This window comes from Botrimarina colliarenosi (genome assembly GCF_007859955.1).
Taxonomy (GTDB): domain Bacteria; phylum Planctomycetota; class Planctomycetia; order Pirellulales; family Lacipirellulaceae; genus Botrimarina; species Botrimarina colliarenosi.
The window spans coordinates 874,666-898,493 of the sequence record NZ_SJPR01000001.1 but is presented as its reverse complement, the minus strand read 5'-3'; the positions used below and the strand labels follow the sequence as shown (position 1 = coordinate 898,493).

Sequence of the window (23,828 nt, the reverse complement as noted above, 5' to 3'; positions counted from 1 at the left end):
CGGCTCGGATCGAAAGACTCGCGGGTCGGCGCGCTCACGGACGGAACGCACCCTCTTCGTATATCGGTTTCGGACGGCCCAGAGGTAGACCGATTTAACCGGTCCCACCGCCCCGTGTCCTGGGTCAGGAATTCGCCGCACCGCCGTTGGCGCTCTTTCCGTCGAAAATGCCGCTGAATCTTGTGCAACGAATTCTTCGTTTCAGGCGACTCGCCGCGGGAAGTTCTGTTGAGGTGATAACGCTGGGGAGGGGTGATCCATCGGACGCTTGCGCCCGACAAATCGGTGAGCCGTCGGCGCTAGCCGCGGGTGGCCCCTCTGGTGATTCACCCGCGGCTAGCGACGACGGCTCACCTTGAATCGCGTTTGGCGATTGGGTGCTAGCGGGCCGCTGATAAATCAGCAGCCGGCTACGGCTTGCTAGCAACCTCGGTCGGCGCCGGCTGCAGGGCCTCTTCGAGCCGCGTCACCAAGTGCATGCTGCTCGAGGCGCCAGCGAAACCGAGCACCCGGCGGTCGACGTTGAGCCGTTGCGTCAGCACGCGGCCGCGGTCCATGTCGAAGCGGATCTCCCCCTTCACCATGCGGTGGGCCATCTGGCCGTCGATCTCCGGCGTCGTCGGCGACAGGACCAGAAACTCGGTCGCGATCGTCGCGACACCGGCGCTAACGCTCTTGAGCGTGTGCTTGCGTTGGGCGACGATCGTCTTCTGGCCGCCATCGGGGACCTTCACGAGAACGTCGATTGGCTGGACCCACGACTCGCCGACCTCAAGGGCCTTCTCTGGCAGCAGGAAGACGACCTGCTCGTGCGGGTCGGCGGCGGGCTGGTGGTGCTTGATATCGCGGTCGATCACCTCGCCGCGGGGCGACATGCGGATCGAACTGAGGGGCACGCCGACGGCGCGGGCGGCGTCCTCGAATCCCGGCGGGGGTTCTTCCCCCTTGGTGCTATCGAAGACCATCGCGGCCCGGTCGGGGAGCTTGTTCTCCATCCGGACCCGTTCAACGAGGTTCAGGAACTCGATCTCGCCATCGGGCGTGACGTCGATCACCTTCCAAACCTTGACCGAAACGGTCTTGGTCTGGGCCTCTTGGGTGGTCCCCTCCATCGAGTTGGTGACGCTCGAACGCTGGTCCACTTCCCAGCGGAGGGTGTCCCCCGTCTTCAACTTGTAGCGGAGCAGGTGCTTCTCGGCCCCGTCAGAGAGGGCGAGTTGAGGGACTGCTAGCAGCAGAACGGCGGCGAGAGCGAATCGCATCGGTCGGCTTCCTTGCGCGACGGATCGGTGGATTGGGCGAGACGGGCCAAGAGCAGACCGGAGACGGCGTCCCACGTCAACAGCGAAGCGGCGCCGTTACCTACAATCCGATTACTTCGGATCACGGGGCCGGCGGCCCCAACCGAGCTTCTCGCGCAGCGTGCGGTAGTAGGTCTGGCCGGTGACCTCCACGAGTTGGAACACGGCAGGCGAGCGTTCGACCCGCACCGTGTCGCCCGGCTCGAGCTTCGCCACGACTTGGCCGTCTACCAGCAGCGTCGTGCCCGGGTTGGGCCTCTGGGTGGTCAACTCGTAGACGCGGTCAGCCGAGTCGACGATCGGCCGCACCGTGAGCGTGTGGGGGTTGATGGCCGACACCACGAGTGCCGCAAGGTCCTTGCGAAGGATCGGCCCGCCGGTCGCCAGGTTGTGGGCGGTGGAACCGACCGGCGTCGAGATCAGCATGCCGTCGCTACCGTAGGTCGCGGCCAGGTCGCCATCGATCCGCAAGTCGACCTCAATCATACCGAACGGTTCGCCGGCGAGGATCGCCGCTTCGTTGAGGCCGAGTCGCGTCTCGACCACGGCGCCCTGGCGGACCAGCGAGCAGTCAATCATCAGGTGATCGACGAGGCGAAAGCGTCGAGCCGTAACCTCGGCGAGGGTCTGCTCCAAGGCATCCGGGTGGGTGCCGGCGAGGAAACCGAGCTTGCCCAGATTAACGCCCAGCACCGGGATCTGATCGGGCCCCATCCGCCGGGCCGTGCGGAGCATCGTGCCGTCGCCCCCCATGGCGATCGCGATCTCGGCGCCCTGGGAGTCGAATGGGGCTTCGAGGTCGTTCTCAACCGCGACGACTGGCAGCAGCGGCTCGATCACACGACGCAGAGCCTCGGCCCGCGTGGCGAGTTCCGGCCGCGAGCCGTCGTACATCAAGATCGTCTTCGGGGCGTCGTGCATGCTCGCCAGTGTAGGGTCCGCTGTGCGGACCGTGGAACCGGTTCCGTCCTCCAAAAAAGCGGTCCGCAGAGCGGACCCTACCCCGCCAAGTTGGCCGCGGGGCTGCCTGCCAGTTCTTCACACGCCCGAGCGATCCCCGCCGCATCAAGCCCGAGGTCCGCCAGAAGTTCCTCACGGTCGCCATGCTCGACGTAGTGATCGCCGATCCCAAGGCGCCGCAGGTTGGCGGTCGAAACTCCCGCGTCGCAGCACGCTTCCAGAACGGCGCTACCGAAACCGCCGGCGAGCTGGGCTTCTTCGACGGTCACGACGAACGGACTCCGCTCGACAATCGGCAGAATGGTTTGTGTGTCGAGCGGCTTGATAAAGCGAGCGTTGACGACGGTGACGTCGAGGCCTTGCTCGCTCTTGAGCCGGTCGGCCGCCGCCAGGCAATCGATCAGCAAGGCGCCGCCGCAGAGGATCGCGCCGTCGGGGCCTTCGCGCAACACCTCCGCCTTGCCGAGTTCGATCGGCGCCCGCTCGCCGGCGACCTCGATCGCCGCCGCCTTCGGGTAGCGGATCGCGCACGGGCTGCTATGTTGCAGCGCGAAGTCGAGCATCGGCGACAAGTCGGCCGCGTCGCCGGGGGCCATGACGACCATGTTCGGGAAGACGCGCAGGTAGGCGAGGTCGAACACGCCGTGGTGCGTCGGCCCGTCGGGGCCTGAGAGCCCGCCGCGGTCGAGCATGAACGTGACCGGCAAGTCCTGCAACGCGACTTCTTGGAAGATGTGGTCGAACGATCGCTGCAGGAACGTGCTGTAGATATCGACGATCGGCCGCATGCCGACCTTCGCCTGGCCCGCCGCGAAGGCGACCGTGTGGGCCTCGCAGATGCCGGTGTCAAAGAACCGCGCGGGGAAGTCTTTGCGGACTCGCTCGAGCTTATTCCCTTGACACATCGCGGCGGTGAGCACGGTGACGCGGTCGTTGCCCGCCATCGCGGCGTGGATCGCGTCGCTCGCGACGTGCGTGTAACCGCGGCCATCGCTCTTCTTCATCGAGACGATGCGGTCGCAATCGCGCTCGATGACCGGCGGGGCGTGGAACGTGACCGGGTCCTCGGCCGCGGGGCGGAAGCCGTGCCCCTTCTCGGTGACGACGTGCAGCAGCACGGGGCCGTCGCTCGCCTTCACCATCCGCAGGTACTTGCGGAGCAGTTTGATGTTGTGGCCGTCGATCGGGCCGATGTAGCGGACTCCCAGGTCCTCGAAGAACATCCCGCCGTGCAGCCCCGCCTTGGCGGCTTCTTTGATCTGCGCGAGCAGCCGCTCGGTCGGGTCGCCGAGCAGCGGCACCTTCGACAGCACGCGGGCCACTTCTTCCTTGAGCCCCGAGTACATCGGGTTCATCCGCAGGCGGTCGAGGTAGTCGGCGACGCCGCCGACCCGCGGGCAGATCGACATCTTGTTGTCGTTCAGCACGATCAGCAGCCGCTTGCCGTCACGCTTAATGTTGTTGAGCGCTTCGTAGACGACGCCCGAGGGGAACGCCCCGTCGCCGATGACCGCAACGCTCCAGCGGTTCTCGTTCGGCCGCAGGGCGAGGTCGCCGCTCGCCAGACCGTGGGCCGTCGAGACGCTTGAGCCGGCGTGGCCGGTGACGAAGAGGTCGTAGTCGCTCTCGTCGGGGTTGGGGTAGCCCATGAGGCCCCCCTTCGTGCGGATCGACGGGAACTCGTCGTAGCGGCCGGTGATCAGCTTGTGCGGGTAAATCTGGTGCCCCGTGTCCCAGATGAGCCGGTCGCGGAGGAAGTCGAACGTCGTGTGCAACGCCAGGCAGAGCTCGACCACGCCCAGGTTCGACGCGAAGTGCGCGCTGCGGGCCTCGACGAGGTTGCAGAGCGTGTCGCGCATCTCGGCGGCGACCTGCTCGAGCTGCGTGTTCGACATCCCGTCGAGGTCGCGCGGCGAGGTGATCTTCGATAGGAGGGGGGCGTTGGGCATCGTGCTCTACGAGTCGCTCGGTGGGTCGCGGCAAGGAGAAGTACTTTTTTGAGGAGGTGCGAGCGTGTTGCTCACAACCCAGCCGATGAAAGTGACTCTCTCTGTCGCTAATGATCTGCCGTCGTAACCGTGTTTCGCCGCTTAGGAATAACGCCCGCTGTCGACCCATCCGAGGGCTAGCGGTCCCGTTCGAGTATTTGTCGCGTCAGGCGTCGGAGGGGTTCCGCCGGGGGGCCGAAGGACGCAAGCGCCGCCACCGCCCGGTCCGCCATTTCAGCGGCATAGGCGCGGCTCGCCTCGACCCCCAGGAGCACCGGGTAGGTAAGCTTCCCGGCCTGCTGGTCCTTGCCGACCCGCTTGCCGACGGCCGATTCGTCGCCCGCCACGTCGAGCAGGTCGTCCGTCACCTGAAACAACAGGCCGAGGGCGTCGCCGTAGGCGGTCAGGTCGGACAATTGCTGCGGTTTGGCGCTGGCGCAGAGCGCCCCGAGGCGGAGCGACACGTTGATCATCGCCCCGGTCTTGCGGCGGTGGATCGCTTCGAGGTGCGCCAAGGCCGCGTCGCGGTCGTCCGGGGCCGCCTCGGCGCCGCTAAGGTCATCGGCCTGGCCTCCCACGAGCATCGCGGGGCCCGCCGCATGAGCGAGTTCGCGGCACGCCGGGGCGGCGACCTGCACCGGTGTCGGCGGCCAAACCAGCGTTTCGAAGGCGAGCGCGAGGAGGGCGTCCCCGACCAGGATGGCGGTCGCCTCGTCGAATTGACGGTGAACGGTCGGGCGGCCCCGCCGCAGGTCGTCATCGTCCATCGCCGGAAGGTCGTCGTGCACCAGCGAGTAGGCGTGGATCATCTCCACGGCGCAGGCGGCCGGCAGGGCGTCGGCCGGATCGCCGCCGCAAGCCCGACAAGCGGTCAGCACCAGCCGCGGACGGAGCCGCTTGCCGGGTCCGAGCACGGCGTAGCGCATCGCCTCGAGAAGTCGCGGGGGCCGGCCCGGGGCGTCGCTCAGGGCTTGGCTCAGCGCCCCCTCGATCGCTTGAACATCGGCCGCGGCTTCGGACGGGTCCTTGGTGGCGGCTTCGGTAAGCATGCAATTGGCGGGGCGTTGAGACCGGCACGGCTGCCCCCCGCGGCGGGGGCGGCAGGCACGCAAGGAAGCGTCCCTTCCGATCGGGCGACCACGCCGGCCGGGACGCTTCGCAGTCGCGAGGCGCGGGCCGTAACGCGTTCAGCCACAACAAGATGGGGCGTGCTGGCGTGCCCTTCAGTCTAGAAGAGCCGGGGTCGATCGTCCACGTCTCCGGACGAGTCGGTCGCAAACCCCTCCCCGGCAGGGCCTTTTCCGGCCGTGCGCTTCCGCGACCGGGCCGCCGAGCCCTCCTCGTCCGCCGTGGCGCGGTCATCGAAAGGGGTTGTGACCGGGTTGCCGTCGGCGTCGACCCCGCTTAGCAGCTCAATCCGCCGCTCGGCGGCCTGTAGCTGAGCGTGACACTGCTTGAGCCGTCGGACCCCCTCTTCGTAGCGGGCCAACGCATCGGAGAGGCCGAGTTCCCCCCCCTCGAGGTCCGCGACGATCGCCTCCAACTCGCCGAGCGAAGCCTCTAAAGGCTCGGCGTCGGGGGCGGCGGATTTCACTTTTTTCTTAGCCATAGCGCCGGGCGGCAGTCGTCGAAGGGGTGGGAAGTCGCGTCTCAGTTGACGTCAGTTTCGTCCGTTAGCGGCGGTCCCGCCAGGAGGCTCTGCGTGATCGCGTCGAGCACCTCCGCGGTCCGTGACAGCTCGCGGTCTTCCGACTGAGAGAGGATGAGGTACGTCGACGCCCCCCGGTGGCACGCCCGAATATGGACCGTGCTCGTCAATTCCAGGTAGAAGAACGTGGCGTCTTTGCCGAGGAGGGGGACCCCGGCGACCTCTTCAAGCGTGTCGGCCGACTCGAGCTCGGGGTACTCTTCCTTCAGCGCCGCTAGCGTCTGATCAAGCAGGAGCGCCAGGTCGAGCGGTTCGGCGTAGACGATCAGCGTCCAGAAGGCGGTGTTCGGGCTGGTGATCGTTAGGTTCAGCCGTGCTTCTTCGTCGTGGTCCTCCTCCAGCGTCCAATTCTCGGGATAGGCGAGCGAGACACCGGCTTGGTTGTAAGTGGCGAACATCGTGGCTCCTCGAATCTGCTAGCAGCCGCGTGACGCGGCCCGTTTTGATGGCCCCCCATGCTATCGGACCGGCCGCCCGCTGTTGACCGGGGCGCCGTGACGAGCTAGCTGGCGTTGTGACGTCGCGCCCAGGCAGATACTCTCCCGCAGCGCAACGGCCCCCGTGACCGATAAGCACCCTGAGTGCGGATGGGTCACCCCCCTCATGAGACAACGCAGGACGCCGTTTGACTGTCGCTAGCGCCCTCCGACAGACGACGCTGCTGGCCTTGGCCATCAGCACGTCGGGTTGCGCGCTGACGCGACGCACGGCGGCAGATTCGGTCGACCAAGCGAAGCAGATGTGGCGCCGTGGCGTCGCGGCCCTCGACGCCGGCAAGGCGGGCGAGGCCGAGTCGTGGCTCCGCAAAGCGGCCGAGGCGACGCCCGAGGATGGCGCCACGCAGCACCACCTCGCCGAGGCGTTGTGGCAAACCGGCAAGCACGAAGAAGCGCTCCGCTGCGCCGAAGAAGCGTGCCGCTGCGCCCCGACGAACCTCGACGCCGCCATCCGTGCCGGGCAGATGCGGCTCGCCCGGGGCGACGCCGGCCAGGCGGCCGCGTGGGGCGAGCAAGCGATCGAGATCGACGCCGGCAGCGCCGCCGCCTGGGCTCTGCGCGGCCGGGCTCAGCAGCGACTCGGTAAAGCCGACCTGGCGCTCGCCGACTACCAGCAGGCGCTCCGCTACGCACCGACCGACCCGGAGCTGCTGAGCGATGTCGCCCAGCTCTACCGCGACCGGGGCGACCACCGCCGCTGTCTGACGACGCTCCACCAACTGCTCGACGCGTACCCCCCCGGCCAGGAACCGGCCGAGGCGCTCGCGCAGGCGGGCGAGACTTACCTGGCCCTCGGTAGATCGCGCGACGCCACCGACACGCTCCGGCTGGCCGCCCAGCGCGGTCCGGGCAACGCCGACCTGTTCTGTCGCCTCGCCGAGGCGCAGGCCGCCTGCGGCCAGAACGAATTGGCGGTCGCCGACGCCCGTCGGGCGCTGAGTCTCGATGCGACGCACCTGGGCAGCCGGCAATTGATCGCTCGGCTGCAGCCGGCCGACGCGGCCATTCGCTAGTCGAGCCTTTGATCGGGCCGTTAATTCGGACCAGCCGTTACAAGCCGACTCTCGGCGACCCCTGGGCGGATTGTGAGCTAGGTTTGCAGGCGATGACCTTCCGCCGACCACTCCGTCCCCTGCAGAAGTAGCGACATGGCTAACACGCTGCTCGAAGCCGATTCGAATCTCACCGCTCCGACCAACGAGGCCGCGCCGTTCGTGGATCGGCGGCGTGAGAAGACCGACGGCGCCGTCGGTCGCGAACGCCGCCAGTTCACCAACAGCCACGACGGGCTCAGCGACGAGGCGGCCGACCTGGCCCGCGCGATCGACAGCTACAAAGCCCGCCACCGGCGCCGCTTTATCAACTACGAAGAGATGCTCTCGGTCGTGAAGTCCCTCGGGTACGCCCGCTGATCACGCTGGCCGCTGCCGAAAGGGGCCTGCTCAGGTTGTTTCCCACAGCGCTTGTTGCAGGCGTTCGACGTAGACGTACCCGGTGACGCGGCGGTTGGCGCCGAGCACCGCCGCCATCGGCGTGCCGCTCGACTCGAGCTGGGTCAAGGCGTGGAGATACGGCGTGCTCTCACTGAAGACCATAAGGGGCTCGGTCGGCAAGTCGGGCGGCAGGTCCTTGGTCGTGACCAGTCGCGACGCGCGGACGTAGGCGTAGCGGCTTTCCCCCTCGTCGATTGTCGACGGCTCGATCGGCCAGGCGTCGACTTGGTGCCGCCGGGCCAGCCGCAAGACGTCCTCCGCCTCGGCCCGCGCTGTTAAGCGAGGCTGTCGGGCGACGGGCGTCATGAACTCGCGGAGCGGTTTGCCCCCTAGCGAGAACGTCGCCTGCGCGAGCTCGCGTTGCGCCGGCGAGAGCAGCCCGACGGCTTGCCCCTCGGCGAAGGCGTCGGTCAACTCACGCCGCCGCACCGCCATCCGCAACGGCTGGATCGACGACCCGGTGACGACGCTCAGCGCGCGGCTCACGACCCAGAGCAAGAACGTCGGCGCCGCTAAGATGATTCCCGCGACCGCCAACGCCCCGGAGCACCGGCGTAGGAAGCGGTACGGCGCCTTCAAGAAAGTCCGTTTCGGCAGCAGTTCGCCAAAGATGAACACAACGGGCGCGAAGAGCAGCGTCAGCGCCACCTCTCCCGCGAGCCCCGCGGCGGGGAGGAGCACCCCCGCGGCGCCAACGATGGCCGACGACGCTAAGTAATTGGCGATGTTGTTGCCGACGAGCGCCGTCGCGACGAACGCCTCGGGATGGTTCGACGCCCAGAGCAAACCGCGTGCGGTGCGGTCGCCACCCACCGCGTCGATCACCAGCCGCATCCGAGGAACCCGGTAGTAGCCGGTCTCGGTGCCGCTGAAGAAAGCGCTCAGCGCTAATCCGACCAGGAATATGATGACGGCGTAGGTCATGACGGCTCGCCTCCCGGCTCGGCGTCGCCCGCCGGGAGGGGGGCTTCGCCGCCGCTCACCGGGGCTTCGATCCGGATCAAGAGCGGGGCGTCGTCGTCGTCGGCGCCATCGATGACCGACCAGACCAGCCCCGAGAGCTCGATCTGGTCGCCAGGCTGCAAGGAACGCTGCAGCTCTTCTTGCAGCAGCCCCGCCACGGTGACGCTACGTGCCGCCATCAGCACGTCGGTCAGTTTCCCGGACGAGGTGGGGATCTGCGCGTGTTCGTCGGCCCAGGGACCGAGGCGTTTGGCGATCCGCTTGAGCGGCGTCTCGCCCGAGGCTTCCCAGGCGCCGTCCGCCAGCTTCACGAGGCGGGCGCCGTGGGCGTCGTGGGGGTCGATACGCGAGGCGTCTCGCAAGACCACGTCGAGGAGGCGCTCGAGCGGGACAATGCCGATCGTCTCGCCCAACTCGTTGACGACCACCGCCACGCGACGCCCTTGCTCGCGGAGTTGGTTGAGCATCACCGACGCCGGCGCGCACCAAGGGACCACCGAAAGCGGCTCGGCCCGCAACTCTAGCCGGTCGGGCGGGAGCATCGCCAACCGGTTGATCGGCAAGGCGCTGGCGATCTCGTCGCTCCCCTTCTCGGTCACCAGGACGTACTCGCCGACGCCCTCGAGCTCGCCCACCAACTGGTCGAGCGCAACTGGCGGGCGGACCACCAAACAGCGGCGCCGCGGACGCATCAGCTCGGCCGCCGTCGTATCGGCGAGCTCAACCAGACGATGGAGCACTTGTCGCTCTTGAATCAGCAGGGACTCGTTCTGGATGGTCTCTCCCGACTGCATCGCGACGGCGCGCTCGAGGTCGGCAAGCTCGAGATAGGGCTCCGGCTCGAGGTTCGGGACCAACAGCCGGGCGACCGAGTCGCTAATGGTTTGCAACAGGGGGAAGATCGGATCGACGGCGCGCGTCACCAGCGTGAGCGGCGTGCTCACCATGCCGCTCACCCAACGCGGCTTGAGCACCGCCAGGCTTTTTGGGACCACCTCGCTGAGCAGGATCACCAACAACAGGGAGCCAATGGTGAACGCCAGCGGCGCCCACGAGGCGACGTCGTCGGCCCGCTTCAGACGCATCGAGACAACCTCGGCCAGCACGTAATACGTCATATTGACGATTAGGTTGCCGAACAAGATCGCCGTGAGCAGCCGCTCGGGCCGGGCAAGCAGGGTCGCGGCGCGGCGTTCGCCGGCCGTTCCGCTGGCCATTTCGCTGCGGTCGGGGCGCGAGATCGAAAAGAGCGCGGCCTCGCTCCCCGAGAAGAACGCCGATGCACCGGCGAGCGCGGCCATCGTGGCGAGCTCGAACCAGTAGTCCAGCAGGGGCATCGGCATGCGGTGAAGGGGCGGCGGGAGACTGCCCCCATCGTAGCACAACCAGAGCCGTCCGCGTCGAGGGCCCGTCCCGACGGGGCGAGCCGCCCGCAGATCGCGACGCACCGGCCATCTTTAGGCGAGCCGGCCACGTGAGTGGTTCGGTGGGGCGTCAGCGAGCGGGTTCCACCGACCACTCACGTGGCCGGCTCGCCGCTAACGCCGCTGATTCAGTCTTCTCGGGAGGGCTGCGAACCGGTGGCGATGTCGAACTCCGACAGCGCCGGCACCAGCATCGACGCGGTCGCGAACCCGAACGTGCCGACCGTCGCCAGCCCCACAAGGCTGTAGCTCCCGAGCAGGAAACTGACGATCGCATAGAAAGTCGCAAACGGGGCCGAGAAGCTCGCCAGCGCCATCGCTGTCGAGGGGTTCCGCCACGCCAAGGCGACGAACAACGCCAGCCCCCCGCCGACGATAAAGCCCAAGAACGACGCCAGCTGGCCGTCGAAGGTGTTCGAGAGCGCCAGCATCATCCGCATGCAGGTCGAGACCCCCAGGAACAAGAACAACAGCGTGCCGACGCTCACGCCGATCGCCTTGCGGCTGCTGTTGTAGATCATCGCCGCGTGCAAGCCGAGCACCGCCGAGAAGACCGTCATCACGATCAAGCACGCCAGCAAAACAGCCAGTTCCCAACCGGTGAGGGCGCCGACCCAGCCCAGGTAGCAGCAGAGCCCCACCGGCAGCAGGATCATCTCGCGGGCGTTCCAAAAGGCCCCGCCGAGCTTGCCGAGGATCAACTCCTTGGGCGACAGGTCGGTCGTCAGCAACAGGTCGAGCGACTTGCCGTCGCGTTCGCCCGTCAGCGACGTCACTGACAAGGCGTTGACGAGCACCAGGCTCACCACCAGCAGCGGCGCCATCGGGATCGCCGCCGGAGGGATCGCCGATCGCCCGTTAGCGGGCCGGCCGAGCGCTTGGACCGTCGCCACGGCGCAGACAACGAAGATCGCCACGTAGGCCGCCTTTACCACCAGCACTTTCTTGCCGTAGGCCCAGGTGCGGACCTCACGCCACAAGACGGGGTTGTCCCACACCGCGCGCGACTTGCCGCCCGCATGGTGGACCGCCGCGCTCTGGCCGCGCGCCTTGCCGACGACCACGTCGGCGGGGTCGGGGGGCGAGATCACCGCGGCGACGACCTCCTCGCGCGGCGCCAGGGCGGCCTCGGTCGCCGTGGCGTTCGACCGCAATTCGCGCGACGGGTTCCAGACCCGCACCAGCGCCACGGCCGCCAAGTTCAACAGCCCGGCCAGCGCGAACCCGACGCCGACAAACCAAGCGGCCGAGTCGGCGCCGGTGGCGGCGGGCTGCTCGATCCCGAATAACGCCGGCGGCCGGCCGTAGCGGGGCTCCATCGCCGCCGTGAGCGCCTGCCAGGGGCTGATCCGCGCCGCCACGTCGCCGGCGGTTAGACCCAAGAGTTGCTCACCGAGCACGCCCGAAGCAACGACCTCACCCAAAGCCAGCCACAGGACGAGGCCGATGGCGGTGAGCGCGAGCGCCTGGAACGTCTTCTCTCGCCAGAGCGCAAGCGTCGAGCCAAGGCTGCCGGCGGCGAGCGCCGCCGCGGCCGTCACGGCGATCGCCCAGGCGACCTGCTGGTGGTCGATCCCGCCGAGCAGCGCAAGGGTTAGCAGGAACGGCACAACGGCAAGCGTCGCGACGAGGACCGTTAACAGACTCGCCAGCAAGCGGCCGAGCACCAACTCGCTGTTGCTGAGGTCGGTGAGCAGCAGCAGCACCAGCGTGCCGCGGCTCTTTTCTTGCGACACCGCCGCCGCCGAGAAGAGCGCCGAAAACAGCACGGCGACCGTTAGCACCAAGGGCGTCAGCAACTCGAAGACGGCCCGGCCGAAGCGGGCCAAGTCACCGGGACCCGCCAATTGGGCGACGCCCCCCCCCGCCCCGACAAAGACCTGCCAGGCCGTCAGCGCCAGCCCCAACAGCGTCGCGACGAGCAGCACTCGGGCGACGAAGAATTGCGGGCGCCGCGGGGCGGTGATCGCCTCGCGGGTGAATACGGGTCCGACAAACACAGGCAGCGGGGCGTGGAGGACGGGAAAGACCTGTCAGCTTAATCGCGACCGCCCCCGAACGCCCACCCCGGCGCCGGCCCGACTACGGCGTCGCAACAAGCCGCGCGTCGAGCCACAGGGCGTCGTCCCCGGCGTCGCCGTTGTCGGCGTAATCGACGATCAGGGCCAAGGCGTCGGCCCCCGACACCTGCAGATCGATCGGCGTAGCCGGATCGCCCACGCGGATGACGCCGCTCTGGTACGCCGGTTCGAACTTTCCCTCCTGCACCAAGTAGACCCGGAAGACGACGCTCCCCGTGCGGGCGGAGTCTGGCGCGGGATTGGCGACGGCCAATTCTGCCTGGAAACGCTGGGAACCGGCGTCGAGTCGGTAGACAAGCCGCGCCGCCGAGTGGAGCCCGATCCCCTTCGCCGCCCGCCGACCGCCCCCGACCAATGGCCCCCCGTGGAGGCCCGTGTCGCGGGAGCAAGGCCACGGCAGGTCGAGATAGGGCGTATGGCGGTAATCGACCGCCTCGATGTCCGAGAGATACCGCACCGACCCGCCCAAGGGCTGCACCAAAACGAGCGCGGCGGCGTCGCCGGACACCGCCGAACCGGCGATGACCAGCGTAAACGTGTCTTCCGAAACGCTCAGACTCTGAGCTTCAATGAGCGTGCCATCGTCCAGCCCGACCAGGCAAACCGCATCGTTCGCCGCGATTTCCGCCTCGCCAAATCGGACAGCGGCGATCGCCTCAAGCGGGGTCTCGATCACTTCACCGGCGACGTCGAGCCGGAGCAGGTCGGCCGATAACGTCTCGACACGCCCCGAGAGTTGGTCGCCACTCGTCAGGAAGACGGTGTCGTCGTCGGTATCGTCGGTGGGCAGCCGCTCGGCGTCGAGCCCGGCCGCCTCGGGAGAGAGAAGCACCCAACGCACGCGGTTGCGTGGCAGGTCGATCCAGGCCTTGCCGCGGCGTAGTCGAACCTTGTCCGCCTCGACGCGAGCCAAGCCCGCCGGCGACCAAGGGCGGTCGGTCACCAGCCGCGAGCCGTCTTCGAGCACCACCGTCGTCCTCGCCGCCGGGGGAGTCGGGGCGCCCCACCGGACCAGACCAGAAATTGCTTGGGATTCTCCGTCCACACCGAGGACCACTTCGCGCCGGGCTGCATCAATTTCGCAAGATTCGATCGTCGCCGACGCGATCGGCTCGCCTTCCAGGAGGACGGCGACGCCTTCGGCGGCGCAGAGTGGGCTGGCCAGAAGTAGCGGGCCGGCCAAGAGGAGGGCGATCGACGCCACGCGGCAACCGCGGGCCATGGTTCTGGCGGAGACCCGGCTCCAGCAAGCGGGCGTTTGCAATTCGTAACGAGGCAACGCCATACGGCTCATCGCTGGAAGATCGGCAACTGGTTGTTCGGCGCCTGGAGAATGACGCACGCCATCGCCGTCGCGTAGGCCTGGCCGTTGCCGTCTTGCCACGAGCCGTCGCCGCCCTGAGCCGTGATCAACAGGTCGCGGATGGTCGGGTACCAACGGGTCCAGCGGTCCCCCCCCGCCTGCCACATCGCCTGCACCGCGTAGTAGTGGCCGTAATAAAAGTGCCCGCCGCGCGAAGCCCGCCCGCCCACCGGGAGCTGTCGGTCGAGGTAGTCGAGGCCGCGCGTGACTGCTTCGTCGTCATAGACGCCGGCGCTGTAGAGGGCGACCACCCCCGCCGCCGAGCGCGGGAATTGGCTCGATCGGTCGCGCGGCGTGTAGCCGAATCCCCCGTCGTCGACCTGACAGCGCTTCACGTAGGCGATGCAGCGGTCAACCGTGTCGGTCGGGACATGGATCCCAGCGTTCCGGGCGGCGCGGAGCGCCATGATCTGGCAGATCGTGACACTGATGTCGGCGTCGGTCGGCGTCGGCTGGTAACGCCAACCCCCTTCGGGGTTCTGCGCCGAGACGATCAGCCGCACCGAGGCGGCGACCTTCTCGCGCAGATCGTCGCGTGGCGACATGCCGTACGCCTCGGCCAAGAACAACGCGGCGAAGCCGTGGCCGTACATCGGCCCGTGGCTCGTGGCGCCATCCACGGCGATGAAGCCGCTCGGCTGGGTGTTCTCGCAGAGAAAATCGACACAGCGTTGGGCGTTCTCGCCGAACGGGCCGCGCCCGGGCGAACTGCCGCTGGCGAGGAACGCCATCCCCCCCAGGGCGACGATGGCCGGGTTGCTCCCCATCCGTTGGCCGCGGTCGCCAAAGCTGCCGTCGGGGAGTTGGATCGAGGCGAGGTACCGCAGCCCGCGATCGATCGCGCGATCCGCCGGCGCGACCATCTCACGGGCCGTCTCGTCGGGCGTCGCCGCTTCGGCCGCCCGACCGAGCGTCGGCGCAGCGAGCAACACCAGGCAAACACAAGACCGCAACAGACGCTTCACGGCGCCTCCCGAGGCGTGCGCTCGGCGAGGCGGCGGTAGTACTGCTGCAGTTCGTCGCGATACTCGGGGAGGAACTCGCTGTCGGAGCCCTGCAGCATCCGCTCGCGCATCCGTTCGGGGAGGTGGCCCCAGGCCGCCTTGAGCAGTTCTTGCTGCGCTTCGGGCGTGTCGGCGGTCGGCGCGCCGGCGAGCTTGGTCGTGCCCGATTGGTTCGCTTTCTGACCCGGCTTCCCGGCCTGTTGCCCGGGTTTGTCGCACTCGCCCGGCTTGTCGCACTCGCCCGGCTTCGGCTGGCTCCGCTTGGAGGCTTGCTTGTCCTTCGGCGAACTCGGCTTGTTGCACGATCCGCCCTGGCACTGCTTCTCCATCTGGGCGATCAGCTGCTCGAGCTTCGCGACGACTTCCTTCTGGACGGGGACCGCGGCCTGCCCGTCGGCGTCGTCGCGGATGAGCCCCTCGGCGCGCTGCATGCCGGTGACGACGCTCGCCAGCGGCGACGCGCCGACATCCTCGCCAGCGGCGCCGGGCTCGTCGCCCTTCAGGAGCCGTCGCAAGACATCGTCGTCGGGCGCCCAGTCCGCGGGGCCGGCGGGCTTGTCGGCCTGCGGCGACAGCGCCTTCGCCAGATCGTCGTCGAGCAGGCTATCGCCCAGATTTCCAAATCCCGGCGTCGGCGCTGCAAACGCCACCACGGGCAGACAGAACAGGACCGGCGTCAAAAGCAAGCAGAGATATCGCGGCATGCTGGTTTTCCGACTCGGTAGAGGGCCACCACGGTTACGGGCCCGTGGTCATTCGGGTTCGTCTGCTTCCGCCTCAGGATCATTATCACGCTCCGAGAGCTCTAAGGCTAGCTCGGCGAGCCGCTGCTGGCGTTTTGCGAGGTCCTGACCCTCTTCCGACCATTCGGGGGGGAGCGGTTTTCCCGATCGTCGGGCCGTCGCGGTGTCCGCCTCGTAGGCGTCGGTCTCGGTGAGCACCTCCAGTTGCATTAGTCGCAGCATCTTCAGCTCGGCCACGTCGATCGGCGACGGGGGCGGCGGTTGGCCCCCTCCCCCCTCTCCGCCGCCACCGGGCGGCTGATTTTCTTGTGGTGGCGGGGGCGTTTGCCGCAGCACCTCTTCGATATGCCGAAGCCGCGCCAGCGCGGCCTTTTCCAGTCGCTGGGTCGCCGAATCGACCCGCGCCGCCTCGAGCCGCGTGGCCGCCTCTTCGGTCTGCTCGGCGGCGCCGCCGAGCGCCAGTTCGAACACGGCCCGCTTGCCAAGCTCTTCGGCGAAACGGGACAACTCGTCCGCTAGGTCGCGCTCGTCGACCGCCAAGTCGGGCGCCTCGGCTTCGACACGCCGCTGGTCCGCCGCCCGTTCGAGGTCGAGCGTGCCGTCGAGCAGCGTGTCTTGCCGTTCGATGTAGCCGCCGATGCGGGCCGCCAGTTGGTCGAGCAGCCGCTGCGTCTGCTGATTCTCGAGCTCGCGGATCCGCTGATCGATCTCGCGCTGCGCCTGGTCGAACGACTGCTGCGCCTCGGCGAGCTGTTGGTCCTTTTCACCCGGCTGCTGATCGCCGCTCGTCTGCTGCGCGCCTTGCGACGCGCTCGCCGACGCCTGCGGCGCGGTGAGTCGCTGCAGCCGCCGCCCGAGGCGGGCGGCGCGCGAGGCGGCTTGCTGGCGGGCCGCCTCGGTCTGGCGCGTGTCGGGCCGTTGCTTGAGTTGCTCGACTTCCTTCTGAATTTCGGCGAGCTTCTGCTTCTCTTCCGTCAGCCGCTTGGCCAGTTCCTTCGGGTCGGTCGTCGTGCGTTGCCGTAGCGCCTCGAGCATCGCCTTGAGGCCGTCGGCCGCGTCACGCTGCGCCTGCGAAGCAGTCCCCAGCCGGCCGCGGGCCAGGTCGCGCGACGCGTCGCGGAGTTTGCCCGGCACGTCGGCGTCGTCCGCCTCGGCGAGGGCGTCGGCGACCGCTTCCGAGGCGGCCGTCGGCGGCGCGCCGGCGGGCTGGCTCGCCAGCAGCCGCTGCATCGCGCTGCGGAGCTTGTCGAAGCGGCGCGCCGCTTCGGCCTGGCCGGTCAGAAGCTTGTCTCGCTCGGCCTGGGTCGGGTCGGGGAAGAGCTTGGAAGCGGCAGCCGCTGCTTGACGCTGCGACTCATTGGCGAGATCACGTTCGAGCTTCTCGATCGCCGCCGCCTCGCCGGCGAAGCGTTGGAAGTCGGCCCAGCTGGTCAACAGGTCGGCGACCTGCTCGAGCCGGTCGATCGCCTCGGCTTGCTGCCCTTCGGCGTCGGCAAGACGTGCTTGGAACTCGGCGGACGCCTCCTTCGGGTCGGCGCCCTCCTCCGTGGCCCGCTGCGCGGCCCGGCGGGCCGACGCGAGCTCGCCCCGCGCCGCCGGCATGGCGCCGTCGCCCAGCTGACGGAGCGCTTCGCCCGCCGCCGCGAGCTGTTCGTCGAGGTCGGGGGCGTCGAGCCGGCTACGACGCAGGTCCTCGAGCAGCCGCTCCGCGGCGGCGGTCGCCCCGAGCGTCGGGTCATCGACCGCGGCGGCCGCCTCGCGCTGCTGGAACTCGACCGACGTCAACCGATCGAGCTGCGCGCGGTCGATGGCGTCGGCGTCGCGGGCGTCGGCGTCGAGGTCCCGCGTTGCTCCGGCGGCGTCACGCTGCGTCGCCAAGGCCTGTTGCACCTGCCCAAGCAGCCGCGACTGCCGCTCGGCGAGCCGCGACTGATACTCCTCGTCGGTGACGACTGTCAGCCGACGTGGCGTCGCGGTGCGGCCTTCCTGCGGAAGGTAGTCGGTCGCCGTCAGCCAGAGCGACAGTTCGGTCCCGGGATCGATCCCGAGCGGCTCGAGGTCCCAATCGTAGGCGATCGGCTGCTGGTCCCCCTCGTCGAGCGATTTCCGGGCCGGCGGTTCGGCGCCCCGCTCGGCGACGACGACGCGTTGCGGCGCCGGCTGCTCGCCCTCGGCGGCGGGTGGGGACCATTCAATCTCAATCCGCTGCAGAGCCAGGTCGTCGCTCGCTTCGCCGGCGATCGAGAGAACGGCCCGGGCGGTCACCACGTCCTCTTCGTCGGTCGAGCGCCACTTCAGCTGGGGCGTTTGGTCGGCGACGACTTCGTAACGGTGCGGCCCAATGACTCCCACCACGCCCGACTCGCCCTCGAGCCGGACTTCGTAAGTCAGCGACGAGCTGGCGTCCGGCGTCGGCTGAGCCTCCCACGGCGCAGCCGTCCATTGCTTGTTGTCTTCCGCCAGATCGCATTTGATGGCGGCTTCGTCAGGCGGATCGGCTTCGCCGGGCAGCTCGATCGTCACTCCGGAAAGCGGCTTGTCCGCCGAGCCGGAGACCGACAAGGTTGTCCCCGCCAAGATGCGTAACGGTCCGGTCGATTCGCTGGGCGGCAGCCCGCTATAGGCCGGCGGCGCAACGGTCACGGCAAACGCCTCGGCCACCGGCGGGTCGAGCACCGCCACGTCGTTCCACGCCATAGTGTCGTCGTCGCCGCCGACAAACCGGAACGAGAACGAACGCTGAACCCGGTCACGGGTCGCAACCGCCTGATCGCCGACCAGCTGCGCCGGCGCCGTTTCGCGTCGTGACGACGTGCCCGCCTCGGCGGCGAAGCGGTACTCCACCCGGACCTCGTCGGGGAGCGGGCCGGTCTCGTTGACGGCGGTCGCTTCGAAGGTGGCGCCCCGCGCCAGGGTGGTCGGCGGATCAACCGCGCGCAGCGTCACCAACCGCGGCCACGGGGCGTCGGCCCAGGGCGCCGCAAGGCGGTAGAGCCCCGTGCCGAGCGCCGGACCCGCCGCCAAAGCAAGCACCGCGACGCTGGCGATGGCCGCAAGCAGCCAACGGATTGACTGGCGCAGAGGCGTGCGATCGACCACGGCGTCGAACGGCAACGAGTCGGCGGATTTCGACGCGTCAAGCACCACCGCCCGACGCAACTGTTCGGAGCCGGCCGAACGGTCCGCGGCGTCGCTGGCGGCGAACTCGACGGCGCTCGCCAAGCGGCTCCCCAAGTCGGGCCGGGACCGCTGAAGACGCTGGGCGACCCCCAGCCGGGTGGCGTCGGTCGGGCCCAAACGACGCCATGCCCAAATCGCGACGCCGACCGTCGCGCCGATCAAAGTCAACGAAAAGACCCACCGCAACCCGGGGTCGTTGAATCGCCCGAGCCAGTCGATCAGCACCAGCAGCGCCGCGACGCCGATCGCCGTCGCGGCGGTCCAGCAGGCGGTCGCTTGGCGCGCCACCCCCCGCAGCCTCGCGGCGGTGGCGTCGAGTCGTTCTAGGAAGGGTTGGGCCACGTCGTCCTGAGGGGGAGCGGGGTTCAAAGCATCGCGCGACGTTTACGCAGGATCCATTCGGTGGTGAGGCAGGCCGTGATTCCCGCCAAGAAGGGCCAGCGGTTCCAGACCTCCACCGGCGGCAGCGACTCGAGCGCCGTCGGCCGCCCCGGGGGGATGATCTCCGCCAACCGGTCCGCCTCGTCGAGTGTGACGAAGGCGCCGCGCGATCGCTCGGCTGCGGCCGTCAGCCCGGCGCGGTTCATCTCGGGGCGGGCGTCTTCGCCGAGCGGCGCCGCGACCTCGAACTCGGCGACGGTCGGCGTCTCGCCCGCTTCCGCTAGTAACGCGCGATAACGGCCGGGGGGCAAATCGCGGACGATTGTCTCGAAGCGCCCGCCGTCGCCACCCGCGGCTAGTTCGATGCGGCGTTCCGCCTTGCCGGGCGATTGCAGCACGATGGTCGCTTTGTCACCGCGGGCGGCGCCGGGCCGTTCGTCGCGCAGCCGCAGGCGGACCGCTTCGCCCGGTTCGTAGCGTGGCTTGTCGGCGGCGAGTTCGAGACTCGCGGCCGACTCGTCGCGTTTGGTCCGCGCCAGCGAACGCAGCGTCTGCACCCAGTAGCGGGCGAAGTAGACGTCGCCGACCCGGAACCGCCAACGGTAAGTGGCGTCGACCGCGTGCAGCAGCACCCTTCCCGCGCCGTAGAAGTGCGAAACGATCAACGGCGCGGGCTCGCCCCGATCGAGCCTTGCGGTGGGGTGGATGGCGAGCACCTGCGCGGCCGGCTTCGGGGCGCCGACGTCGGCCCGCCAGTAGAGCGGCGCGAGCGACCGCCAGACCCGCGCGCTGTCGGTGGGCGTGTCGCCGAGCTCCATCGCGGCGGTCTGTTCGCCGAGCGGCGTCGGCAGCACCGCGAAGCCGGCGGGGTCGTTCCAGCCGCCGAGCGAAGCCTCACCGACGACCGTTGGCGCCAGGGCGGCGAAGGCCTCGCGGCTACGGTAGGCGCCCGGCAGACTCCGCGGCCCTGCCACCAGCACGACGCCGCCGCCACGCTCGCCGACGAACTTGCCGACCTCATCCCACAGCGAACGGGGCAGGAGCGTCGGATCGAGGTCGATCAGCACCATCACGTCATACTCGGCCAACGCCTCCAACCGCAGCGGCATCCGCGGCAACGCCGTCAGGTCCTGTTCGGCGTACTCGGGGTCGGCCTCTTGCAGATGCGTGGCGACACGGATCGTTTCGTCGCGCTCCAGCAGCTGCTTGAGATAGCGGTACTCGTAGTTCGGGTAGCCGGCGGCCAGCAGCACGCGGATCTGGTCGTCCCGCACCCGCAGCATGTGCGTCAGTTCGCCTGCGGCCGCGGCTTCGCCGTTGTCGGCCGGCGGCGTCGCGCGGAGCGTGTAGCGGAACTCGCCCGGCGTGGTCGGCCGATCGATGAGCCGCACCTCGGCGTCGCCCCCCTTGGGCGTGACGGTTTCGACAGCGACCGGCTTGGCGGTCCCTTCGCGGAAGAGTTCGACGCGGATCGGCTTTCCCTCAAGACCCCGCGTCGAGAGCGTCGCCTTGAACGCGACGAGGTCATCGACGAACGCCGTGTCGTCCGCCACCAAGTCCGAAAGCCGCGCCTCGGGCGGCGCTTCGTCGCTGCCGAGACCAACGACGTAGAGCGGCACGCCCGAGCGCCGCGCCGCCTCGGCGGCGTCGGAGAGCGATCGACCGGCAGTCACCTGACCGTCCGAGAGGACGAGGACCCCCTGCAGCGGCGCCGCGGGGGCGCCGTCGAGCAGCCCGGCGACCGCGTCGCCGAGCCGGGTCGAGGTGTCGTCCGCTTCGGGCAGTTGACCCTCGTCGCCGATCGCCGTGGTGATCGCCTCGATGCCATTCGCCGCATTGGCGACCGAACCATCAACCACGGAGAGCTCAAGCTCGTAGCCCCGTTGCAGTTGGCGGAGCAACTCGCTGTCGTCCGCCATCAGCAACGCCTCGGCCGCTTGCCGCCGGGTCTGCGACGCGTCGCCAACGTCCTTGCGGTCCATACTGGCCGAACGATCGAGCACGATCGCGAGCCGCGGCTTGCCGCTCCGGCTGCCAGAGAAAACCGCCTCGCTGAGCATGGCGAGCAAGAGCGCGATCGTCGTGAGCCGCAGCAACGTCAGCGCGAGGCGATAGGCGAAGCCGGCCGGTGAGGTCTCGTAGCGGTAGCAGAGGATAATCGCCGCCACGGCCGCGGCGACGAACAGCACCGTCACCCACGGCGCCCAGGTCCAGTGCGTCTGCAGACGCCAGACCTCGTCGGTCGCTAGGGCGACGATTTTGGGGAGTTGTAGAAGCGTCATCCGTTCCCCCTCCCGAAAAAACACGCCATCGCCGGCTCGATCAACGCCAGCGCTAGCGCGCCGTAGAGCAGCCAGCGGTGGAGGGGGGTCGGCGCCGCCACTGTCTCGCTCGCCACGTCGCCCAGAACGCGGCGGACCGTTAGCGATTCGGGGAGTTGCTCGGTGGCGACGGTGGCGGGGTCGCTCTCACCCGGGTCGGGATTCACCGCGACCGAGCCATTGGCCGGCTCTCCTTGCGGTCCGAACCGATAGACGCCGACGCGCTTGGCGCCCCGGAACGACCACGCCCCCGACTCGTCGGGCGCGACGCGGCCCGCCTCGCCGCCCGTCGGGTCCTCGATTGCGACTTGTCCCACCGCGCCACGGGCGACGCGGCCCTCGATCGGCTCGCCAATCAGCAGCGACCGGACGCCGCCATCGTTCGCTAAGTAGGTGACCATGCCGCGGACGATCGGTAAGAAGCTCGGCCAAGCCGGCAGCGCCGTCCACGCTTGGCCGGTCGCGGGATCGACCGAGTCGAGCGACGCCGCCGTCGTCAGCACCGCGACGCGGCCCCGGCCGACTTCGCCGGTCACCAAGAGCGGGTCGCCGTTCTCCAGCGCGAGCGCCACCGAAACCGCGGCGGATTCGGGCAGTTCGATCGGCAAGTGACGCATCACCGGGATGTTGAGCAGCCCCGACCGCTCTTGCCCCTGGAAGGGACGGACGATCGGGTGCTTGTAGTCGAGCGGATCGACGCGGTACGACGGCGCGGCGATCGAGGGCGACAACCAACCCGGCACCAGCGCGCTGTTGTCTCCTGGTTCGGCCGGCTCCGCGGGGTCCGTTGGTTGGGCGTCGGCCGATACGAGCCGCAGATCGCTCGTCGATCGCGGCCCCGCGCCGAGGTTCTCGCGCAACGGTCCCAGCGTGTCGTTGTAGCGCTGCGGGCTCACCCGGTCCCCCAAGAACCAAGCGACGCCGCCCCCCCGCACGACATAGTCGTGGAGCCGCTCGGCTTCTCCGGACGAAAGCTCGCGCACGTTCGATAGAAAGACGCAGACGAAGTCCGTGAGGTCGATGGTCGGCAGGTCGGCGTCCGAGACAATCACCGGCTCGAAGGCGCCCTCCCCCGTCGGGTCGAGGGCGTCGGCTAGGTAGTCGGCGGCCCCCGGCGCGCCGGCGACGCACAGCACCCGCACCCTCGGCCGCAGCGTCAAGGCGACGTAGCGGGTGTTGTCGTCCGACAGCCGGTCCTCGGCGCCCGCTTCGTCGGCGAGGCGGACGGCGATCGCCCGCACGCCGGGCAGGTCGACCTTGTAGACAAAGTCGATGGGCGTCGGCTGGTCGTTCGACAGCGTGACGCGTTGCTCCGAGACGACCGCGCCATCAACGAGCAGCTCGGCGATTCGTTCGACGGATTCGCCATCAAAGATCCGCGCCTCGGCGCGGATCTCGAGCGGCGCCGCGAGTGTCGGCAGACCGTTGGCGAGGCTCGCGGCCGTGATCGCGACGCTTGGCAGCGACGAGTCGCCGACATCGAGCGCCGAGAGGGTCGCCCCCTCGGCAAGCGTCGCGTAGGCCTCGACGGTGGCGTTTTTCTCCGTCTCGGCGAGCGGCGTCCACGTGTTGGCCGCTAAGTCGCTGAGGAAGACAACCTCTTGCCGCTGCGTGGCGCCGATCTCGCCGGCCGTGTCGATCAGCCGCTGAGCCGTCGCGAGCGCCTGCCCCAAGTCGGCCACGCCCTGCGACGGTGCGATCGATTCAATTGCCCGGCGGACCGCGCCGCCGTCGGAGGTCGGCCGGCCGAGCGGCGCCCCGGCGTCGGCGCCCATCACCACCAGCGAGTGCGTGTCGCCCGCACGGGCGTTGTCGACGAGCTGCAGGGCGAGCCCTTTCGCCTGCTCCAGGGCCGATTGCCCTTCGGCGTCGATCGCACTCATCGAGAGCGACGCGTCGATCACCAGCACCCGGTGCGTCGGCGCCCCGCCCCCTAGCACGCCACTCTTAAGCAGCGGCTTGGCGGCGGCGAGCACCACGAGGAGCAACAGCAGCGTCCGCGCAGCCAGCAGCAGCCAGTGCTGTAGCCGCAGCCGCCGCGCCTGTCGCTCCAAAGCGGCCCGCAGGAACCGCAGCGCCGCCCACGCCGTCTCACGATGCGTCTGCCGCATCCAGAGGTGAATCAAGATCGGCGCAGCCGCCGCCGCCAACCAGCCGAGGATGGCGAGGTTCGCGAAGGCGAAGGCGATGAGGGGAGGGGGCGTCACTTAGGGGACGTTAGGAAGGGAGATGGCGGGGATGATTGGGGATAGGGGGATCGCAAGCGGTCGGTATTGCTGTATCGCGCCTCGGAATCTATCGACGCAGATTGCATAACGACTAATCATTTTGAGATAGCGGGCAGCCGCTCCGCGGCTGTTTAAATATCTCCTCCTTTTGCTCGCGCACTCTGCTCACCGCGTGTAATCGGTTTGAACTAAA

The 23,828-nt window shown here is 68.9% G+C and carries 17 protein-coding genes; 2 read left to right on the top strand and 15 right to left on the bottom strand.

Annotation, left to right across the window (positions count from 1 at the left end; all coding sequences use genetic code 11):
- Window positions 1-410 precede the first annotated feature (410 nt).
- The 6 genes from Pla108_RS03465 to Pla108_RS03440 all read right to left on the bottom strand — a co-directional run bounded on the left by Pla108_RS03465 (window position 411) and on the right by Pla108_RS03440 (window position 6,355).
- A complete protein-coding gene (locus Pla108_RS03465) occupies window positions 411-1,262 on the bottom strand; it encodes a hypothetical protein (protein WP_146443029.1) in 852 nt (283 codons plus the stop codon).
- A gap of 111 nt (window positions 1,263-1,373) precedes the next feature.
- Window positions 1,374-2,222 carry an NAD(+)/NADH kinase gene (locus Pla108_RS03460; protein WP_146443027.1) on the bottom strand — a complete coding sequence of 283 codons (849 nt, stop codon included), beginning with the start codon at window positions 2,220-2,222 and terminating at the stop codon, window positions 1,374-1,376.
- Between the two features lie 77 nt (window positions 2,223-2,299).
- The gene (dxs, locus tag Pla108_RS03455; protein ID WP_146443025.1) at window positions 2,300-4,210 is read right to left on the bottom strand and encodes a 1-deoxy-D-xylulose-5-phosphate synthase; all 1,911 of its coding nucleotides are present in this window, start codon (window positions 4,208-4,210) and stop codon (window positions 2,300-2,302) included.
- 176 nt (window positions 4,211-4,386) lie between these two features.
- On the bottom strand, window positions 4,387-5,298 hold the full coding sequence (locus Pla108_RS03450) for a polyprenyl synthetase family protein (protein ID WP_146443023.1): 912 nt from the start codon (window positions 5,296-5,298) through the stop codon (window positions 4,387-4,389).
- Between the two features lie 179 nt (window positions 5,299-5,477).
- A complete protein-coding gene (xseB, locus tag Pla108_RS03445; protein WP_146443021.1) occupies window positions 5,478-5,858 on the bottom strand; it encodes an exodeoxyribonuclease VII small subunit in 381 nt (126 codons plus the stop codon).
- A gap of 41 nt (window positions 5,859-5,899) precedes the next feature.
- A complete protein-coding gene (locus tag Pla108_RS03440) occupies window positions 5,900-6,355 on the bottom strand; it encodes a hypothetical protein (RefSeq protein ID WP_146443019.1) in 456 nt (151 codons plus the stop codon).
- A 227-nt stretch (window positions 6,356-6,582) separates the two neighbouring features.
- Here Pla108_RS03440 and Pla108_RS03435 point away from each other — a divergent pair, with 227 nt between their 5' ends.
- Both Pla108_RS03435 and Pla108_RS03430 read left to right on the top strand, forming a co-directional pair.
- Complete coding sequence (locus tag Pla108_RS03435) at window positions 6,583-7,467, top strand: tetratricopeptide repeat protein (protein WP_146443017.1); 885 nt, start codon at window positions 6,583-6,585, stop codon at window positions 7,465-7,467.
- Between the two features lie 135 nt (window positions 7,468-7,602).
- Window positions 7,603-7,866, top strand: coding sequence for a hypothetical protein (locus Pla108_RS03430; protein ID WP_146443015.1), 264 nt, complete (start codon window positions 7,603-7,605; stop codon window positions 7,864-7,866).
- A gap of 30 nt (window positions 7,867-7,896) precedes the next feature.
- On the opposite strand, the gene Pla108_RS03425 is transcribed toward Pla108_RS03430, so the two are convergent.
- The 9 genes from Pla108_RS03425 to Pla108_RS03385 all read right to left on the bottom strand — a co-directional run bounded on the left by Pla108_RS03425 (window position 7,897) and on the right by Pla108_RS03385 (window position 23,614).
- On the bottom strand, window positions 7,897-8,871 hold the full coding sequence (locus tag Pla108_RS03425; protein ID WP_146443013.1) for a CNNM domain-containing protein: 975 nt from the start codon (window positions 8,869-8,871) through the stop codon (window positions 7,897-7,899).
- Window positions 8,868-10,247, bottom strand: coding sequence for a CNNM domain-containing protein (locus Pla108_RS03420; RefSeq protein ID WP_197526208.1), 1,380 nt, complete (start codon window positions 10,245-10,247; stop codon window positions 8,868-8,870). The genes Pla108_RS03425 and Pla108_RS03420 overlap by 4 nt, the downstream gene beginning before the upstream one ends.
- Before the next feature lie 215 nt (window positions 10,248-10,462).
- Window positions 10,463-12,334, bottom strand: a complete 1,872-nt coding sequence (locus Pla108_RS03415) for an ABC transporter permease subunit (protein WP_197526207.1) — start codon at window positions 12,332-12,334, stop codon at window positions 10,463-10,465.
- Window positions 12,335-12,416: 82 nt separating this feature from the next.
- Entirely contained in the window at window positions 12,417-13,700 is a 1,284-nt protein-coding gene (locus tag Pla108_RS03410; protein WP_197526206.1) for an NPCBM/NEW2 domain-containing protein, read from the bottom strand.
- Window positions 13,701-13,705: 5 nt separating this feature from the next.
- Window positions 13,706-14,743: a prenyltransferase/squalene oxidase repeat-containing protein gene (locus tag Pla108_RS03405; RefSeq protein ID WP_231934270.1), complete on the bottom strand. Its 1,038-nt coding sequence runs from the start codon at window positions 14,741-14,743 to the stop codon at window positions 13,706-13,708.
- A complete protein-coding gene (locus Pla108_RS03400; RefSeq protein WP_146443004.1) occupies window positions 14,740-15,486 on the bottom strand; it encodes a hypothetical protein in 747 nt (248 codons plus the stop codon). The genes Pla108_RS03405 and Pla108_RS03400 overlap by 4 nt, the downstream gene beginning before the upstream one ends.
- Before the next feature lie 48 nt (window positions 15,487-15,534).
- Entirely contained in the window at window positions 15,535-19,047 is a 3,513-nt protein-coding gene (locus tag Pla108_RS03395) for a hypothetical protein (RefSeq protein WP_146443002.1), read from the bottom strand.
- 23 nt (window positions 19,048-19,070) lie between these two features.
- The gene (locus Pla108_RS03390; protein ID WP_146443000.1) at window positions 19,071-21,368 is read right to left on the bottom strand and encodes a VWA domain-containing protein; all 2,298 of its coding nucleotides are present in this window, start codon (window positions 21,366-21,368) and stop codon (window positions 19,071-19,073) included.
- Window positions 21,365-23,614 carry a VWA domain-containing protein gene (locus tag Pla108_RS03385; RefSeq protein ID WP_146442998.1) on the bottom strand — a complete coding sequence of 750 codons (2,250 nt, stop codon included), beginning with the start codon at window positions 23,612-23,614 and terminating at the stop codon, window positions 21,365-21,367. Before Pla108_RS03385 ends, Pla108_RS03390 begins: the two co-directional genes overlap by 4 nt.
- Window positions 23,615-23,828 lie beyond the last annotated feature (214 nt).